Genomic DNA, 16,737 nt, shown 5'->3' on the forward strand with positions numbered 1-16,737 from the left:
ACTGCTGACAATTATGATCGGGAGGGATGTTGAGCTCTCAATTCCATCCATAACAAAAAGCATGACAATCATTGCTATCAGTAAGTAAGCCGCTAAATAAAGAGGATGAAAAGCCTTGGGCTGTAAAGAAAACAACAACTGTAAAGGTACCGCAAAGATGAAATAATAAACAAAAAAGATGGGAGTGTAAAACATCATAAACGCAGGCTCGCCCTGAATCGGTGGATATAAACATACGAACAAGCTGAGTAAAATGGAACTGAAGAATAGTGTGAGTAGGATTTTGTAAAATGGTTGAACGGAACGCACTGTATGTACTCCTTTTTTGTAAGATTTCCTATATTTTATCATAAATGGGTCGAGAACAATTTCTGAAGTCAATTTAGGTATTAAGATATAAATAAATTTTGATAATAGTGTCCTTTTTCCTTTATTTGGTTCTGTGACTTTCACCTCATGCTGATGAATGAAGGAATGGTATAAAGTAAACCCTATAGACAGATAATTATTCATCACATTTAAGAAAAGAGATGATCTTATGAACGTAACAAAATGGTTTGGTGCTGCCCTTCTTACTGTTTCACTATTGGTGACCGCAGCTTGTGCGAACGATAGCACTCAAGAGAATAATCAAAGTAATCAAGAAAGCACTACCAGTGAAACAAAAGAAAAAAACACGGCTGTTGAGACAGGGAACAAGTCTTTATCCAATATTAAGGTGCTGGCAACAGGCGGAACGATTGCCGGTAGTTCAGACAGTAATACAGATACGACTGGATATAAATCTGGTGCACTTGGAATCGATAAAGTCATTGCTTCCGTACCACAGCTGAAGGATATTGCAAATGTCACGGGTGAGCAAGTAGCGAACGTCGGCAGTGAAAATGTGGATAACGCTCTGCTTTTAAAATTAGCGAAACGAGTCAATCAGCTTTTAAATGATGATCAAGTGGATGGCATTGTGGTGACACATGGTACAGATACATTAGAAGAAACGGCCTATTTTTTACATTTGGTTGTAAAAAGTGATAAGCCAGTGGTGGTTGTGGGTTCCATGAGGCCAGCATCTGCCATTAGTGCGGATGGCCCGCTTAACTTGTATCATGCAGTGAAAATTGCTTCGACAAAAGAAGCCAAAGGCAAAGGTGTAATGGTGACATTAAATGACCGAATTGCCTCTGCTCGCTTTATTACGAAGACAAATACCACCACAACCGATTCGTTCAAGTCTCTTGAGCAAGGGTACATTGGAGAAGTGGCGGGTGAAGTTGTCTCTTTTTATAACGAACCGACAAGAAAACATACAACTGACAGTGAATTCGATATTTCAAAGCTAAAAGAACTGCCGCAAGTGGATATCTTATACGGCTATCAAAATGATCAAAAGTATGTGTATGATGCTGCGGTTAAAGAAGGAGCGAAGGGCATTGTCGTTGCCGCCGCAGGAAATGGAACGATGTCAACAGAAGCGATCAATGGGGCAACAGATGCTGTGAAAAAAGACGTGGTGATTGTGAGGTCAAGCCGTGCAGGAAATGGCATTGTCACACATGAAAAAATGGATGATGAACATCATTTTGTCTCATCGGATTCATTAAATCCACAAAAAGCACGCATTCTACTCATGCTGGCTCTGACGAAAACAAAAGATCCAGATAAAATTCAATCCTATTACGAGCAGTATTAAAAAGAAAAAGACCCGACGTATCATTGGGTCTTTTTTATATGTGTACCTGATGTTCAGCCCGTTTTTTTAAAGAGAGTAAAATGTCTCTCCAAACATCATCTATATCAGTCAGAAAATGTCCTGCTTGCTCGATATAGTGCGTTTTGGCGTTTGGAATGTTGGGAGCAATGCTTTCTATCTCTGCAAAAGGGGCCATCTGATCCTCTTTTCCATGCCAGACATCCACAGGGATTTGTATATCTTTCATATCGAATGCCCATGACCGTGAGAGTAAATCTGGTTCATGAATACATTCATCAACCGATTGACGAGTAGCTTCGTATAAATGCCGCATCATCAGCTCCAGTTGCTCATCGGTTTGAAGAAATTGCCGATCCGAAGGATGTAAATGTTTGTTCCCTTTTTTCGTTAGTTTCTTGAATTTCTCTGGTTTCTTTTCAATGAGTTTTTTCTGAGCGCGATAGCTTGCCTTTAAGAGCCAAGGCATTCTTTTACTGAGGAAAAAGGCAATCTTGTTCTCCTTTAGCATACTTTTAGGCGGTTTACCATCCTGAAATGGGGTGGTACTTGAGACGAGAGCAGCTGAAAGAATGCGGTCTGGCAATTGATAGGCACAACCAGCAGCGAATGCCCCGCCTCCAGAGACACCAATCACTGAAAAATGGGAGATATCAAGATGATCGGCCACTTCCTGTACGTCTTTTGCCCAGTCTAAAATGGTGCGGTCAGGTTGCGGATCAGATAAACCAAAACCAGGTCTGTCTAAAGAAATAAGACGAATGCCAAGCTCTTTTGAGATTGGATCATCATCTAAAAACATCACTCTCGATCCAGGTGTCCCATGAAAAAAGAATACTGGGAATCCTTCAAGATCACCGTATTGAGACAAACCAATATGACGTCCATCTTGCAAATGAATCCTGTCCATTTGATCATCCCTTTCATCGTTTATCTAACTTACATATTCATGCATGAAACGCCGGGTTAAGGCGTTTCTTTCGCAATTTGATAGATTTTTTCGTAAAGCGATAATAATGTTTTTAGATCTTCTTTTGAAAGCTGGGCATAGTATTTTTGAATAAGATGCAGCTGAATTTTTTCAATATCTTTATGATAGTCATGGCCCTTTTGAGCAAAATCAACAATGATTTCTCTACGGTTATGTGGATTAATCTCTCTTTTCACATATCCAAGCTGTTCAAGCTTTGATATGAGCTGGCTAGCGGCACTAGATGAAATGGAGAAATAATCAGCCAGTTCATTGATTGTTCTCGTCTTCGACCGCAGCAATTCAAGGGTCAGTTCTTGTTTGCTTGTTAAATCTGCATACTCATTTTTTAAGAATCGTTGATACTCTTCTACATAGATAGAACCTAGTGCGTTTGAGTACTCAATGATTTTTTTGCTGTAATGAATGATATCCTCATCCAATGACATCACCTCTTTTCTCCTATATTATATGCGATCTTAATATTTAAGTGAAGTTAAATGTTAAGGAAAATTAAATAAAAAGAGAATAGACTTGATGAGAAAATGACCTCTATCTCCACTTTTCATCAACAATGGACAAAGAATACTTCCTGTTTGGTGATGGCAAAAATGATCGTTTTGTTTGTTTTCACTTAGATTTACTCCTTTGGAAGTCGGGACTTTTTCATTGAATTATGGGCGATCTCCATTTATAATAAAAAAATAAACCAACTGGTCGGTTTTATTTGTCCGTGTGAAGAAAAGCAAGGTAGAAGGGATTGTTCATAGATGACAAGTGCACAGAGCGGGGCTGGAAAAAGTGAAAAGACGAAGCAGAAAATTGTCACCGCTTCACGTGATTTATTTGCGAAAAAAGGATATTCGGAAACATCCGTGCGAGATATTCTAGAGGCGGCTGAGATTAGTAAAGGCAACCTCTATCATCATTTTAAAGGAAAAGAGTTTTTGTTCCTTCATATTATGGAAGAGGATCATCGATTCATGATGGAGACGTGGCATGAAGAGAAACAAACGCTGCACCGGGCCATTGATAAGCTCGCAGGGTTTGCAGAGCTACTTAGTCAAATGGGGATTAACTATCCTTTAATGAGAGCAAGTGAAGAATTCTGTGCCAGTGCATTTACATCAGATGAAGTCATGGAGCGGCTGAACAAGATTGATGTAGACTTTGATGATGTGATGAGAGACATCCTGCTTGAAGGAAACGAAGATGGCAGCTGGTCGATTCAGCATGTTGAATCAAAAGTGAAAATATTACTTTCTGTATTCTATGGATTAGACGTGTTATATAAAAATGACACGATGCAGCAGAAAAAGGAATTACAAAAAGAGGCGATCTCATTGTTTATTCACGGAATCAACCATCATGAGTAACAAGTGAGTCAGTAAAGGGGAAACAAACATCATGCAAAAACCGATTCGTGAGCAAAAAGCCGTACTTGTTATTTTATTAAGTAATATATTTATTGCGTTTTTAGGTATCGGTCTGATTATACCTGTCATGCCGCTCTTTATGAATGTCATGCATTTAACGGGCAGTACGATGGGATATCTTGTGGCGGCGTTTGCCGTTGCACAGCTTATCGCATCACCTATTGCGGGAAGATGGGTAGACCGATACGGAAGAAAGATCATGATTGTGTCAGGCCTTTTTCTATTTGCGTTATCAGAACTCGTTTTTGGCTTAGGAACACACGTATATGTTCTGTATTTTGCAAGGGTTCTTGGCGGTATTAGTGCAGCATTTATCATGCCGGCTGTCACCGCTTATGTCGCCGATATCACGACTGTTCAAGAAAGATCAAAGGCAATGGGGTATGTATCCGCTGCTATTAGTACCGGATTTATCATCGGCCCAGGAATTGGCGGATTTATTGCAGAATATGGCGTTCGCCTGCCGTTTTTCTTTGCAGCAGGGATTGCATTTATTGCTGTGATTTCATCTATGTTTATGCTGAAGGAACCATTAACAAAAGAAGAGCGAGAGAAACAAATGGATCAAGTGAAAGAATCGACCTTCTTTAAAGACTTGAAAAAATCGATTCATCCAAGCTATCTCATTGCTTTCATCATTGTCTTTGTGCTGGCGTTTGGACTATCTGCATATGAAACGGTCTTTAGCTTGTTTACAAATCACAAGTTTGGATTTGGTCCGAAGGATATTGCGATTATCATTACCGTCAGTTCAATTGTAGCCGTCATCATCCAAGTCCTCGTGTTTGGTAAAATGGTGAATGCGCTTGGGGAGAAACGAGTTATTCAACTATGCTTGATTGTTGGAGCAGTTCTCGCTTTTGTTTCTACAGTCGTGTCAGGCTTTATGGTTGTGCTGATCGTGACGTGTGTGATTTTCCTTGCGTTCGATTTATTGCGCCCTGCACTCACGACCTTCTTATCAAAAATCGCTGGCAATCAGCAAGGATTTGTCGCAGGGATGAACTCTACCTACACAAGTCTTGGTACGATTTTTGGCCCGGCACTTGGCGGTATTTTATTCGATCAAAATATTCATTTCCCATTCCTGTTTGCAGGTGTTGTCTTATTTCTTGGATTAGGCTTAACCCTTATTTGGAAGGGGAAGGCGACAGAAGAGGCATCAGCAGAATAATAGAAAAGAGACCTTTCAAATAAGGTCTCTTTTTTTAAGGCTGCGGCTTCAGGTGATTCAGTGCCTGCGCCATTTTTTGATTTTGCTGCTTTTTGTAAAATAGAAAGGCGATGATATGGCCTACTAATGTGAGAAAGGCTATACCGATAAAATAAGGCATGATCCATTCGAGCAGTGTAGTCGAATATAAAGCGACCGCTCCTACTTGAAACCCTAAATTGACGACAGTGGAGATGAGAATGTTGATGGGTGCTGGGAAGGTAAAGTAGTTCCATAGTAAAGGATACATGACCCCAAAGACGATGCCTGCCAAAGTCCCGATGGCAATGATGTGCCACACGTAATGAAAAGAGATAGAGGATGACCATTGAGTGATGGACAGGATGAGTGTCAGCCATACGATAGAGACAAAAGCTGTTTGCATAAATTGATGTTTTAGTTCCTTGATCATTTGAATCGCTCCTTTATATATTTGGCGTAATGACGACTGACGGTGTAGCTGTTTTTCGAGATGGTTTCGACCTCTAAGCGAGCGTACGTACCAGCGACAAAGCTGTCGACTTGCGCTAAATTGAGAATGACTGCATTGTTGATACGATAGAAATGTTCACGCTCTAACGACTTCAGATCCTTCAGCCGTTTACTGAGAAAATACGTCGTACCTTGAGTCGTGATCACCTTTGACAGATGTCCAAGCGCAGAGATCGCTTCAATTTGTTCTAATGGTAAAAGAGACTGCCGATCATTTTTTGGATCTTTGACCGTTAGAGATGTACTAGTCTCCAGCATTGTTGCCATCTTTTGTAAACGTTCTTGATTATGTGGATGGCTGATGACGTCTACTTCCGTCACATCCTTTTCTTGATTCCAGATCAAACGAAATTTCATCCATAAACCTCCTCTCACAATGAGCATAGCAATAGATGAAAGCGAATGCGATGGAATGTTGCTTTGATGCAGAAGAATTCTTTTTGTTGCAAAGATTCACTGCGAGTCTACGGCTTTCCTTTATAATGAAAAGATACTCGTTCGTGAATGGAGGAATGATGTTGTATCTTGTAGATCAACAAAGGACAGGAGCGGTAAAAGAGGAAATTCGGCGGATTGATCCTGCCTATCCAGTGTTCGTAGATGCGATACTCGATGGGGTGATACAAGGAGATTTATATGTGGATCACCGAGATCACCCGTGTGTCTATTTTGCAGGGACAACAACCGGCATTTATTATGTCGCAGGCAAGACAGAAGCAGCACTCTCATTATGTTCAACGTTCATTGTGGATGTTTATAAAAAGCAGAAAAGAGAGAACAGACGGTTCACTTTGTTTTCAGCAAATCCTGCATCAGATGAGATGATGAAAAAATGCTTCGGTTCAAAACTGAATGAAATGCAAAGACATGCGTATTCTTATGATTTGACCTCTCCTGATCTGATTGTGCCTGATCAAGACGAAATGATTAAACGCACGAATGAACAAGTCATTGCCGCAAGCAAAGTATTCCCATCCAGCTATTATGAAGCATATTGGGGAGGAGTAGATCACTTTTTATCTAATGGCGTCGGAGTTGCCATCTTAAACGGTGAAGACGTGGTCAGTGAATGTATCTCTATTTTTTCAAGTGAAAAACGTGTGGAGATCGATATTTGGACAGATGAAGCCTGCCGTGGAAAAGGGTTGGCTTTGTTAGCAGCTCAGCAAATGATCAGCATCTGTGTTGAAAAAGGGAAGACACCGCATTGGGATTGCGATGTCCATCATGCAACCTCGGCCAAATTGGCAGAGAAGCTAGGTTTTCAGTGGACAAAGACGTATCGCTTATTTTATGCCTCACGCTGAAAAGGTTTTGAGATACCAAGCATCCATGGCAGAATGCTCTGAGCCTTCAATCGGTGCAGGAAGAAGAGAAAAGTCATACCGTTGATAAAGGCCAGTAGCAGCTGTTAATTCACTGCGGGTTTCTAAATAACAAGCATCGTAGTATGTAGCAGCATATTGCAGGGCCGTATCCATCAGTTTCTTGCCCGCACCTTTGCCTTGTGCTTTTGGGCTTAAATAAAGCTTTTGTAGCTCACAAATGCCATCTGTGAAAGGGGCAATGCCAACGCCACCAACAATTTCACCATGTTCTTCGGCAATCCAATAGGCTGCATGAGTCAATGATTGATAGTATTCGAAAAGCTGATCAAGGTGTGGGTCTGTGTAGGCTGTACCTTCAATCGCAAGATTCGCTGATTCTAATGACTGGCGGATAATGGCCGCGATAAAAGGATTGTCCTGCTTTTGAATTGGTCTAATATTCATTGTAAAAACCTCCGTTGTCATAGGATAAAAAAGAAAAGGAGTTGATGCGATATGTTCTGGCTACAAACCGCTATTTTTACTGTCATTGTGCTCTGTCTCTCGTGGTGGGCAGGAAAAAGACGCAGGCATCGCCATGCCGGGCTGATTGTTCCGGTATGTATCACTTTGTTTGGATTGCTGTTATTGATCGGCAGTTTCTTCATTGGCAGATGGGAAGGGATGGCGCTCAGCATATCAAGCGTCTCTATCGTTCTCTCTTCTATCATTTGTTTGATCATCGTTACAGGGGTTCATTTGTTTAAAAAAGATGACCCTTCGTAGGCTGGGACATCTTTATGATTTGATTCTATCGTATTCCTCACGAAGGATGCCCATCATGATGACATCCGAATAAGCACCGTTGAAATAGAGCGCTTGACGTCTTTTTCCTTCATATTGAAATCCGGCTTTCTCATAGCTTCGAAAGGCTCGTGGGTTATGGGAAAAAACTTCAAGCTCAAGCCGATTGAGTTCTAACGTCTCAAAGGCAAATGTTTGAACCATCCGAACAGCCTCAGTGCCATATCCTTTGTGAAAATGCTCTGGACCATGTAGCGCAATGCGGAAACTTGCCGTATGGTTTATCGGATCAATATCCACAATCGCCGCATCCCCGATCATTTCTTTCGTGTCTAGCAGACAAATAGCAAAGTCTCGTCTACTGTCATCCTGCAGAAAACGGGTATAGGCTGAACGAATTTCTTCTAGTGTGAACGTTTTGCGTGTGCCAGTCATATAAAGTGTTTCTGCATGCTGGCATCCTCTATGAATACCAGGATAATCTTTTTCTTCAATCGGTCTCAAAAATAATCGAGTCATGATGGATCAGCCTCCTCTATATATCGGGAGATTTCAATTAAGTTCATATCAGGATCACGGATATAAATGGATTCAATCGGACCTAATGCACCAGAACGTCTGACCGGACCTTCTTCAATTGGAACAACCTGCTTTCGAAGATGAAGCAATAAACTGTCTATATCTAAATCGGTGATAAAACACAAGTCAGCAGATCCAGGCTGGGGATGAGCAGCTTTTGGTTCAAATTCATGACCCGCTTCATGAAGGTTGATCTTTTGTAAGCCAAAACGAAGGGCTTTACGGCCTTCTCCAAAAGTTTCTTCCTTCATTCCTAATACGTTTGTATAAAAGCGAATGGTTTCCTCCATATGTTGTACAGTCAACACGATATGATCAAGTCGTCGTATCATCAGTCTCTCCTCCAAGTATGATCATTGTTTGAACTGCTTCTATTATATCATCCCTTGAAGAAGATACCTTATTTGATCACGGTTTTATAACTCCAGCTTTCTAGGGACATGTTTTCTCCGTGCAGTACTCTCTCATCAAACTCCGTCCACCCATTTTTTCGATAGAAATGACGATTGGCCTCGTTGTGTGTAATCAGTGTGAACAGTCCGCCGCCTTGCCGGGCGATAAAGGGGAAAAGACATTGCTTTAGCATACGGCTTCCAAGTTTTTTTCCTTGTTGGTCTTTTGCAACGACAAGAGCTTCTAAATACCAGTAAGGTTTCTTTAAGGAAGAACACGCTTTTTTTGCCTCCTTTAACATACGGAACACATGCTGAATCGCCGATATGCCACCAGTAAAGAGTAGCTTTAACCCACCAGATAACACATAATCCATGAGTCCTGGTTCAGGAAGACGGGGATGTTTTAACAGGGCGGCAGACACAATTTTCTCGTTCTCAACCCCGACCAAACAGATTTGATGCTGAAAATATACCTTTGTATTGATCAAATGCAACTGACGGGCGAAAGCAGAACGATTGGTCACCTTTTCGCATAATAAATCAAAAAATGAATAGTTCTGAAATGAATCATCTAACAACGCTGCCACTTGAGGCAGTTCATCCTCTCTAGCAAGTCTGAATTGAAACATATGATGGTCCTCCTTTTTTTGAACAGATATAGATTATTGAACATGTGTACATTATAATAAGAGGAAAATAAACCGAACATCGGCAATGAATGATCTCTTGTTCATAAATAGACAGGTATAGCCAGATTGTTCAAAAATGGAGGGTGTTTGATGAAGGACAGACGAACAATCAAAACCAAAAAGGCGATACGGGAAAGCTTTCTTGAGCTTTTAAAGGAAAAAGATGTTCAACAAATTACAGTATCAGAGCTATCTAGAAGAGCGGATTTAGGAAGAGGGACCTTTTATTTGCACTACCAAGATGTATTTGATTTGCATGAACAGCTTGAGAAGGAACTATTTAATCAGCTTGGCGGACTATACGATGAATCGTTTCCAAGCCAGGACCCGCTTGATATGCTGTCCTTTTTAAACAAAACAACTGAGTATTTAAAAGAAAAACAATTCATGATGACGTTATTTGTCAAACCGAATAGCCCAACGACGAATCAATTTAAAGCGTTTTTTAAAGAAAAAATCATGAAAGAGTGGCAACTTGATCAGCGTCAGATTACGGAACGTGAACAGATTGAGGCTTCATTTGTTGTGTCTGGTGTTGTTGGTGTACTGGAGGAATGGATTCATGAAGGGATGACAGTCGAAGCGGGGCAGCTTGCGCACATCTTGTACAAGCTTCTTATGAAGGTAGAACAGGAATCGTAAGAAACGAATTGATCATATATCATTTTTCTATTCATTCTGTTAAAATGGGAATATACGTTCTTATTTGAGGCGGGGAGTGGTGAGATTGAAAAGGAAATTACTATTTTATGGGGCAATGAGCATTGATGGATATTTAGCAAGGGATGATCACCGTTTAGATTGGCTCATAGGCACAGAGGGCGAAGAGGATACGAGATATGAGGAATTTTATGCAACAGTCGATACGCTGATCATGGGACGGAACACATACGAACAGGTTCTCAAACTTTCACCTGATGAGTTTCCTTATGAAGACAAGACGTGTTATATCGTTTCTCGCACTTTACAAGACAGTCATACAGGAACCCACATCGTTCGTGAAGATGTTCTCTCGTTTATCAAAAATTTAAAAAATGAAAAAGGCCAGCATATCTGGATAGTAGGAGGCGGGGAACTGCTTCAAGCATTATTAAAAGAAAAATTAGTCGATGAGCTGTATCTCCAAATCGCACCTGTCATGATTGGAAAAGGAATCCCTCTTTTCCCTCCAACTGAACAGGAATCTAGATTTTCATTACAACAAGTGAATCAATACAAACAAATTGCTGAAATGCATTTTGTGTTAAAAGAAGACCACTAAGTCACAGGGGTCTTTTTTTAATCAAACAAACACGTTGACAAGAAAATATCCTAGTGTTAGGATAAATTTATCCTAGTTTTAGGATTTATTGAAAAAGGAGTAGTTGCCATGGTGCAGCAAGATCAAGAATTAGACTTAAGGCTTTTCCGAGTGTGGATGAAAGCCTATCATGCCCTTTTTGCAAATATCCAAAAAGACATTGAACGTTATGATATCGGATTTGAAAACTTTCAAATTCTTGAATTACTGTATAGTAAGGGACCACATCCCGTTCAAAAAATTAGTGAGATTTTATCCATTCCAAGTGGGAGCATCACCTATGTGGTCAACAAATTAGAAAAACAAGAATTAGTCAAAAGACAATGTGCACCTTCTGATAAACGTGTATTCCATGTATTACTGACAGATAAAGGGAAGCAGCTATTTGACGATATTTTTCCAAAACATACAGATGTCATATCACAAAATCTGTCCTTTATCGAAACAGAGGAAAAAGAGCAGCTCATCGAATGGTTGAAAAAAATTGGTTTAGGTGCAAAACAACTTCACGAAAAGGGGAAACAAGATGACACGCAGTTTTGATACATTGGTACGTGAAAGACGATCAGCATCAAATTTTTTGCCGAATATCTCGATTTCGAGAGAAGAGCTTAATAGTATCTTTGAAGAAGTGAAGCTGGCACCTTCAGCCTTTAATTTACAGCATACGCAATATGTCGTCGTCCAATCAGAAGCGCTTAAAGAGCAAGTAAGAGATGCTGCATTTGGACAATATAAGGTGCATTCCGCTTCAGCAGCGATCATTGTGCTCGGCGATCCGAAAGCTTATGAGCAAGCAGGAAACATTTATGAAGGCCTAAAAATGCTCGGCATCTTAAATGCGCAACAATATGAGGAAATGGTCAGAGAGACGATGAGTTTTTATGTGCAGAGAGGATCAGACTTTCAGAAAGAAGAGGCGATTCGAAATGCTTCATTATCTGCCATGCTATTTATGCTTGCCGCCAAAAACAAGGGATGGGATACTTGCCCAATGATCGGCTTTGACCCCGAAGCAATGAAAAAGGTGTTAAACATCGAATCAGATTTGGTTCCTGTATTAATGATTACACTCGGAAAAGAAAAAGTAGAGAGCAGACAAGCGAGAGGCTACCGCAAGCCGGTCTCTGAATTTGTGACATATTTATAAGATAGGGGGTTCCATTCATGGAACTAGGAATTAGTACATTTGTAGAAACAACACCTGATTTTCAAACAGGAAAAACAGTCAGCCACGCACAGCGCATTCGTGAAGTAGTAGAAGAAATTATTTTAGCAGATCAAGTGGGTCTCGACGTTTTTGGTGTAGGAGAGCATCATCGTGAAGATTTCGCCGCATCAAATCCAGCAGTCGTATTAGCAGCTGCGGCAACGCAAACAAAGAATATTCGTCTGACAAGTGCCGTAACTGTTCTTTCATCGGCAGATCCTGTTCGTGTGTTTCAAGATTTTGCGACATTAGATGGCCTTTCTAACGGGCGTGCAGAGATCATGGCTGGCCGTGGATCATTTATTGAATCGTTCCCGCTTTTTGGCTATGACTTAGATGATTATGAAGAATTATTTGAAGAAAAACTAGATTTACTGTTGAAATTACAGCAGTCAGAGCGTGTGACGTGGAGCGGTAAGCATCGTCCTTCCATTCAGGATGTCGGCGTATACCCAAGACCTGTTCAAGATCCGCTTCCGATCTGGATTGGCAGTGGAGGAAACAGAGAATCTGTCGTACGTGCTGGATTATTAGGATTACCACTTGTCCTTGCCATTATTGGCGGCAGCCCTAGACAGTTCGCACCGCTCGTGCAGCTCTACAAGCAAGCTGCGATTCACGCTGGACATGACCCTGAGAAATTAACGGTGGCATCCCATTCACATGGATTTGTTGCGGAGGAAACAGAATTGGCAGCAGATCAATTCTTCCCTTCTACACAGCATGTCATGAATACATTAGCAAGAGAACGAGGCTGGGGACCTTATACCCGTTCTACATTCGATGCAGCAAGAACATTAGAAGGTGCATTGTATGTAGGAGATCCAGATGCCGTGGCAGAGAAAGTGATACATCTGCGAAAAAATGTAGGCATTACGCGCTTCATGCTGCACGTACCGGTCGGTTCGATGCCGCATGATCAAGTGCTGAAAGCTATTGAGTTATTTGGAAAAGAAGTGGCTCCTAAAGTAAGAGAAGAGGTTGCCCGCTGGGAAGCCGAACAAGCATAACAAAAAAGTCGATCAAGTGAATAGGCTTGATCGACTTTTTCTTATGCTTAAGGATCAATAACACATGGTTTCACTGTAGGGCATGAAGCAGCAGAAGCAAATGGTGTGGCCGTCAAGGTGAAGAGGAAAACAAGTTGAAAACAGATAAGCCATTTTTTCATGAAATCACCTCCGTTATCAATTGTTTCACTAGAACGAGGTGAGGATAAAAGCATAGAAGTATGTAACACCCTCTATCCAGCATAAGACAATCATATCATAATTTTCAAAAAAATGAAAAAATAACTTACGAAAGTTCTAAATTATGGTATGGTTAATATGTTCAACAAAAAAAGGGAGGGATTTTTGTATGAAAAAGGTCATAACTTCTGTTTTGGTTGGAGCAATTGTTTTAACGGGTGCGGGTGTCACCGCTGTCCCGGTAGAAGCGAAGGGGAAAGTAAACAGTGAAGTTACGGTACAAGCAAGTCGAACCGTCTCGGAAACGAGAACATATACGACGTCAAACATCCCATCAAGTATTACATATGCAAAGGATGGATGGGTCGGTATTCTCTATCAATCGTCAATTGAAGAGTTAGGTTTAGGAAAATATAGAGTTACCTTTACTGGAACGGTTGTACGCGATCCAGGATTTAATTAAATAAAATGTAAAGCTGACAGGTGGACAAGCCTGTCAGCTTTTTTTAATGGGGATAATAAAGAATCATTTGCATCCGTACCATCTGTTCTCCTGATTGTTTATACTCATGGGCACGGTCAGCTTTAAACCGAATCGAGTCGCCAGCTTGTAATGTGTATTGCTCATCACCGATTGATAAATCAAGTGCTCCCTCAAATACGGTAATCAATTCCTCTGTACCGCCGATATGTTCTTCCGCACTTAACGACCCATGAGGATCAATTTCTACCTGATAGACTTCAAATTTTCTCAGGTCATCAAATGGGAACGTCGTATATACCCGATACCTTCCCTCGTCCTCTGTTAAAACTTGTCCTTCTTCTTTTCGCACAAACTTAATCTCAGGCTGCGGTGCGTATATGAGTTCACTAAAAGACACCTTCAACCCATTGGCGATTTTCCACAGAGTGGTGATGGTTGGTGTGGATTCTCCTCTTTCGATTTGCCCAATCATCGTTTTACTCACACTTGTTACCTCAGCCATCTTTTCTAGGCTTAATTTCTTTTGCTCTCTTAACAGTTTGACATTTCTAGCAATAATCGATTGTACATCCTCCATCAAAAAAACTCCTTTCTGGATTTACTTTATAACGACTGAATAGTACAATAAAACGTAATATATACACAATAAAGACTTTTAAGTCTAAATAACGTATGAGAAGGAGGTAACAGTTTGATTGTTTCCATGTTGATTTATGCTTTTGTTACCAGCTTTACCCCTGGACCGAATAATATCATGGCGATGGTCTTTACGAATAAATATGGGGTCAAGCAAACATTTCGATTTTGTTTAGGGGTTGGGATCGGATTTTTGGTCATTTTATGTTTGAGCGGTTTTTTCAATATGATTCTTTATCAAGTCATGCCGAAAATCGGCTGGGTCATGGCTTTCATCGGAGCCGGTTACATGATCTATTTAGCTGTCAAAATCATGAGAAGTAAAGGCGGAGATGACGAAACACTAGACCGCTATAATCATTTTATCCCGGGGATGCTGCTGCAATTTATTAATCCGAAAGCCATCTTGTATGGGTTAACCGTCATTTCCACTTTTGTTCTGCCGTATGGACAGTCCAATATGCAATACATGTTGTTGACGTTGATTCTCGCCATCATTGGTTTTTTAGGCACATTTAGCTGGAGTTTATTTGGCTCTGTATTCAAGCGTTTTTTGACTCTTTATCAGCGGCCGTTCCAGTTCGTCATGGGGCTGCTGCTTATGTATAGTGCGATTTCGATGATCTGGAGTTATGTCATGTAAGCGGTCAGGAGACTGGCCGCTGCCTGCCCATCACAACCGTATCATAATACATGCCGTCCGCCAGCCGTTTATCTTTTTTTAACAAGCCTTCAATCTCAAAGCCATAGTGTTCATATAAACGAATGGCTTTTTGATTGGTTTCCATTACTTGAAGTGACATCTTTTGAATGCCTTGCTGATCTGCCCAGTCGATCGATGCAGCTAAAAGTTCTTTCCCGATGTGATAGCCCCAAGCGGCCTTCTGTACGGCGACGCCAAACGTTACTTTGTGAGCAGAGCGCTTAAGAGAATGCCCTTCGCATCTTGAAAAACCGACAATGTCTCCTTCAATATCTGCAACTAAAAAGAGATGACGGCATTCCTTGGAATCCTCTTGAATCAACGCCTCGAACCCTTTCTCATCAATAAAAGCTTCACCCGGTTCACGATCTAAATATTCGGTTTCACCATCGATTTTCAGTCTGAGAGCTGATAACTGTTTGGCATCTGCTAATGCAGCAGAGCGAATACGATAAGTCACACCACGTACAGTGAACATACTTTCAGAAATGATCATTGAACAAACCACCAACCTTTCATTCCATTATGTCTATCATACCTGAAACGCGCACACAGAACACTCAGATGTTTTGTCATGTGCAAAAAGGCTAAATAAACAGTATCAAACGTGGAGGTGGAACAAATGAGTGAACAAAATGGACATATGGATAAAGCGAAAGGAAAAACAAATCAAGTCAAAGGTCAAGTGAAAGAAAAACTTGGCGAAGCGACAGATCATGAAAACCTGAAAGCAGAAGGAAAGAAAGATCAAGTAAAAGGAAAGCTTCAAGATAAAAAAGGTGACGTGAAAAATAAGCTGAATCAGTAGTTTGCGTATACTTGCACTCGCCCCATGTATCCATCATCACATTCCTTTCATCAATAAAATGAATAGGTGTGTGAAAAGAATTGATTATAAATTCTCGCTTCCATCATGTAGAATTTAAATAGAAGACATGAACAAGGGAGATGGATGACTTGGAGCAAGTATGGGGGAAAGTTGACGAGTATATCAAAGACAAATTGATGGCCAAAGATGACGTATTGGAGCAAACTCTTATCAAGAATAAGCAAGCCGGGTTACCAGAAATAGATGTGTCGCCGGCCCAAGGAAAACTGCTTTATTTGTTAGCAAAAACCAAGGGTGCAAAGCGCATTTTAGAAATCGGTACACTTGGCGGTTATAGTACCATTTGGCTTGCCCGTGCACTTGAAGAAGATGGAGAACTTTTGACATTAGAGGCTGTCAGTCATCATGCAGAAACAGCACAGCAGAACATAGACAGAGCAGGCCTAGCAGAACGTGTCACCATTTTACAAGGAAAAGCGTTAGATACTTTATCTCAGTTAAAAGAGCAGGATACGCTTCCGTTCGATTTGATTTTCATTGATGCAGACAAACCAAACAACCCGCAATATTTGAAGTGGGCGTTACATTTCTCAAAAAAGGGAACAGTCATTATTGCAGACAATGTGGTCAGAAATGGGGCAGTTCTCCATGCCTCTGATCAAGATGAGCGAGTGAAGGGAACGCGTGAATTTTTCGATTTACTCAAACAAGAGTCGAGAATTGAAGCAACCGCTATTCAAACTGTTGGCGAAAAAGGCTATGACGGCTTTATATACGGTATCGTAAAATGAAAAA

Annotated in this window: 24 protein-coding genes; 14 read left to right on the forward strand and 10 right to left on the reverse strand. The window is 40.8% G+C overall.

All coding sequences use genetic code 11. The annotated features are described in order from the left end of the window. The first annotated feature begins 538 nt into the window (after positions 1-538). Positions 539-1,687 (forward strand): type II asparaginase, encoded by a 1,149-nt coding sequence (locus ID12_RS07620; protein ID WP_046527098.1) that lies wholly within the window; start codon positions 539-541, stop codon positions 1,685-1,687. Positions 1,688-1,721: 34 nt separating this feature from the next. On the opposite strand, the gene ID12_RS07625 is transcribed toward ID12_RS07620, so the two are convergent. Together ID12_RS07625 and ID12_RS07630 are read right to left on the reverse strand one after the other, a co-directional pair. Continuing rightward, a complete protein-coding gene (locus ID12_RS07625; protein WP_035390346.1) occupies positions 1,722-2,615 on the reverse strand; it encodes an alpha/beta fold hydrolase in 894 nt (297 codons plus the stop codon). Positions 2,616-2,671: 56 nt separating this feature from the next. After that, positions 2,672-3,124: a MarR family winged helix-turn-helix transcriptional regulator gene (locus ID12_RS07630; protein ID WP_007496431.1), complete on the reverse strand. Its 453-nt coding sequence runs from the start codon at positions 3,122-3,124 to the stop codon at positions 2,672-2,674. Positions 3,125-3,445: 321 nt separating this feature from the next. On the opposite strand from ID12_RS07630, the gene ID12_RS07635 reads away from it, so the two are divergent. Both ID12_RS07635 and ID12_RS07640 read left to right on the forward strand, forming a co-directional pair. Further along, entirely contained in the window at positions 3,446-4,051 is a 606-nt protein-coding gene (locus ID12_RS07635) for a TetR/AcrR family transcriptional regulator (RefSeq protein WP_017358446.1), read from the forward strand. Between the two features lie 31 nt (positions 4,052-4,082). Next, entirely contained in the window at positions 4,083-5,285 is a 1,203-nt protein-coding gene (locus tag ID12_RS07640; protein ID WP_050826998.1) for an MFS transporter, read from the forward strand. A gap of 34 nt (positions 5,286-5,319) precedes the next feature. Here the strand turns inward: ID12_RS07640 and ID12_RS07645 are convergent, their stop codons facing one another. Together ID12_RS07645 and ID12_RS07650 are read right to left on the reverse strand one after the other, a co-directional pair. Next, the gene (locus ID12_RS07645; protein WP_048001232.1) at positions 5,320-5,736 is read right to left on the reverse strand and encodes a hypothetical protein; all 417 of its coding nucleotides are present in this window, start codon (positions 5,734-5,736) and stop codon (positions 5,320-5,322) included. Continuing rightward, on the reverse strand, positions 5,733-6,173 hold the full coding sequence (locus tag ID12_RS07650) for a LytTR family DNA-binding domain-containing protein (protein ID WP_008346719.1): 441 nt from the start codon (positions 6,171-6,173) through the stop codon (positions 5,733-5,735). Before ID12_RS07650 ends, ID12_RS07645 begins: the two co-directional genes overlap by 4 nt. Before the next feature lie 161 nt (positions 6,174-6,334). Between ID12_RS07650 and ID12_RS07655 the strand changes: the two genes are divergently transcribed. Continuing rightward, entirely contained in the window at positions 6,335-7,123 is a 789-nt protein-coding gene (locus ID12_RS07655; protein WP_046342768.1) for a GNAT family N-acetyltransferase, read from the forward strand. Here ID12_RS07655 and ID12_RS07660 read toward each other — a convergent pair. Then, entirely contained in the window at positions 7,115-7,588 is a 474-nt protein-coding gene (locus tag ID12_RS07660) for a GNAT family N-acetyltransferase (RefSeq protein WP_008346715.1), read from the reverse strand. The genes ID12_RS07655 and ID12_RS07660 overlap by 9 nt on opposite strands. Before the next feature lie 51 nt (positions 7,589-7,639). On the opposite strand from ID12_RS07660, the gene ID12_RS07665 reads away from it, so the two are divergent. Further along, positions 7,640-7,909 (forward strand): YesK-like family protein, encoded by a 270-nt coding sequence (locus ID12_RS07665; protein ID WP_035390333.1) that lies wholly within the window; start codon positions 7,640-7,642, stop codon positions 7,907-7,909. Between the two features lie 12 nt (positions 7,910-7,921). Here the strand turns inward: ID12_RS07665 and ID12_RS07670 are convergent, their stop codons facing one another. From ID12_RS07670 to ID12_RS07680, 3 genes are all read right to left on the reverse strand, one after another. Next, the gene (locus ID12_RS07670) at positions 7,922-8,446 is read right to left on the reverse strand and encodes a GNAT family N-acetyltransferase (protein ID WP_008346711.1); all 525 of its coding nucleotides are present in this window, start codon (positions 8,444-8,446) and stop codon (positions 7,922-7,924) included. Beyond that, positions 8,443-8,838, reverse strand: coding sequence for a VOC family protein (locus ID12_RS07675; RefSeq protein WP_008346708.1), 396 nt, complete (start codon positions 8,836-8,838; stop codon positions 8,443-8,445). Before ID12_RS07675 ends, ID12_RS07670 begins: the two co-directional genes overlap by 4 nt. Positions 8,839-8,906: 68 nt before the next feature. Beyond that, positions 8,907-9,530 carry a GNAT family N-acetyltransferase gene (locus ID12_RS07680; protein ID WP_048001231.1) on the reverse strand — a complete coding sequence of 208 codons (624 nt, stop codon included), beginning with the start codon at positions 9,528-9,530 and terminating at the stop codon, positions 8,907-8,909. Positions 9,531-9,680: 150 nt separating this feature from the next. Here ID12_RS07680 and ID12_RS07685 point away from each other — a divergent pair, with 150 nt between their 5' ends. The 6 genes from ID12_RS07685 (at position 9,681) to ID12_RS07710 (ending at position 13,753) form a co-directional block, all read left to right on the forward strand. Next, positions 9,681-10,232: a TetR/AcrR family transcriptional regulator gene (locus ID12_RS07685; protein ID WP_035704289.1), complete on the forward strand. Its 552-nt coding sequence runs from the start codon at positions 9,681-9,683 to the stop codon at positions 10,230-10,232. A gap of 115 nt (positions 10,233-10,347) precedes the next feature. Continuing rightward, positions 10,348-10,851: a dihydrofolate reductase family protein gene (locus tag ID12_RS07690; protein ID WP_046344935.1), complete on the forward strand. Its 504-nt coding sequence runs from the start codon at positions 10,348-10,350 to the stop codon at positions 10,849-10,851. A gap of 108 nt (positions 10,852-10,959) precedes the next feature. Then, positions 10,960-11,433, forward strand: coding sequence for a MarR family winged helix-turn-helix transcriptional regulator (locus ID12_RS07695; RefSeq protein ID WP_048002344.1), 474 nt, complete (start codon positions 10,960-10,962; stop codon positions 11,431-11,433). Further along, positions 11,417-12,040 carry a nitroreductase family protein gene (locus ID12_RS07700; protein WP_008346699.1) on the forward strand — a complete coding sequence of 208 codons (624 nt, stop codon included), beginning with the start codon at positions 11,417-11,419 and terminating at the stop codon, positions 12,038-12,040. The genes ID12_RS07695 and ID12_RS07700 overlap by 17 nt, the downstream gene beginning before the upstream one ends. 17 nt (positions 12,041-12,057) lie before the next feature. Further along, positions 12,058-13,110, forward strand: coding sequence for an LLM class flavin-dependent oxidoreductase (locus ID12_RS07705; RefSeq protein ID WP_024719164.1), 1,053 nt, complete (start codon positions 12,058-12,060; stop codon positions 13,108-13,110). A 349-nt stretch (positions 13,111-13,459) separates the two neighbouring features. Continuing rightward, the gene (locus tag ID12_RS07710; protein ID WP_008346693.1) at positions 13,460-13,753 is read left to right on the forward strand and encodes a hypothetical protein; all 294 of its coding nucleotides are present in this window, start codon (positions 13,460-13,462) and stop codon (positions 13,751-13,753) included. A gap of 43 nt (positions 13,754-13,796) precedes the next feature. On the opposite strand, the gene ID12_RS07715 is transcribed toward ID12_RS07710, so the two are convergent. Further along, complete coding sequence (locus ID12_RS07715; protein WP_025206820.1) at positions 13,797-14,351, reverse strand: helix-turn-helix domain-containing protein; 555 nt, start codon at positions 14,349-14,351, stop codon at positions 13,797-13,799. 114 nt (positions 14,352-14,465) lie between these two features. On the opposite strand from ID12_RS07715, the gene ID12_RS07720 reads away from it, so the two are divergent. Continuing rightward, positions 14,466-15,053, forward strand: coding sequence for a LysE family transporter (locus ID12_RS07720; protein WP_007496397.1), 588 nt, complete (start codon positions 14,466-14,468; stop codon positions 15,051-15,053). Positions 15,054-15,057: 4 nt separating this feature from the next. Here ID12_RS07720 and ID12_RS07725 read toward each other — a convergent pair whose 3' ends face one another. Beyond that, positions 15,058-15,609, reverse strand: coding sequence for a GNAT family N-acetyltransferase (locus ID12_RS07725; RefSeq protein ID WP_017358427.1), 552 nt, complete (start codon positions 15,607-15,609; stop codon positions 15,058-15,060). A gap of 126 nt (positions 15,610-15,735) precedes the next feature. Here ID12_RS07725 and ID12_RS07730 point away from each other — a divergent pair, with 126 nt between their 5' ends. Then, a complete protein-coding gene (locus ID12_RS07730; protein ID WP_008346686.1) occupies positions 15,736-15,921 on the forward strand; it encodes a CsbD family protein in 186 nt (61 codons plus the stop codon). 149 nt (positions 15,922-16,070) lie between these two features. Next, entirely contained in the window at positions 16,071-16,733 is a 663-nt protein-coding gene (locus tag ID12_RS07735) for an O-methyltransferase (protein WP_025206822.1), read from the forward strand. Positions 16,734-16,737: the final 4 nt, after the last annotated feature.

Source organism: Bacillus altitudinis (assembly GCF_001191605.1).
Classification (GTDB): Bacteria; Bacillota; Bacilli; order Bacillales; family Bacillaceae; genus Bacillus; species Bacillus altitudinis.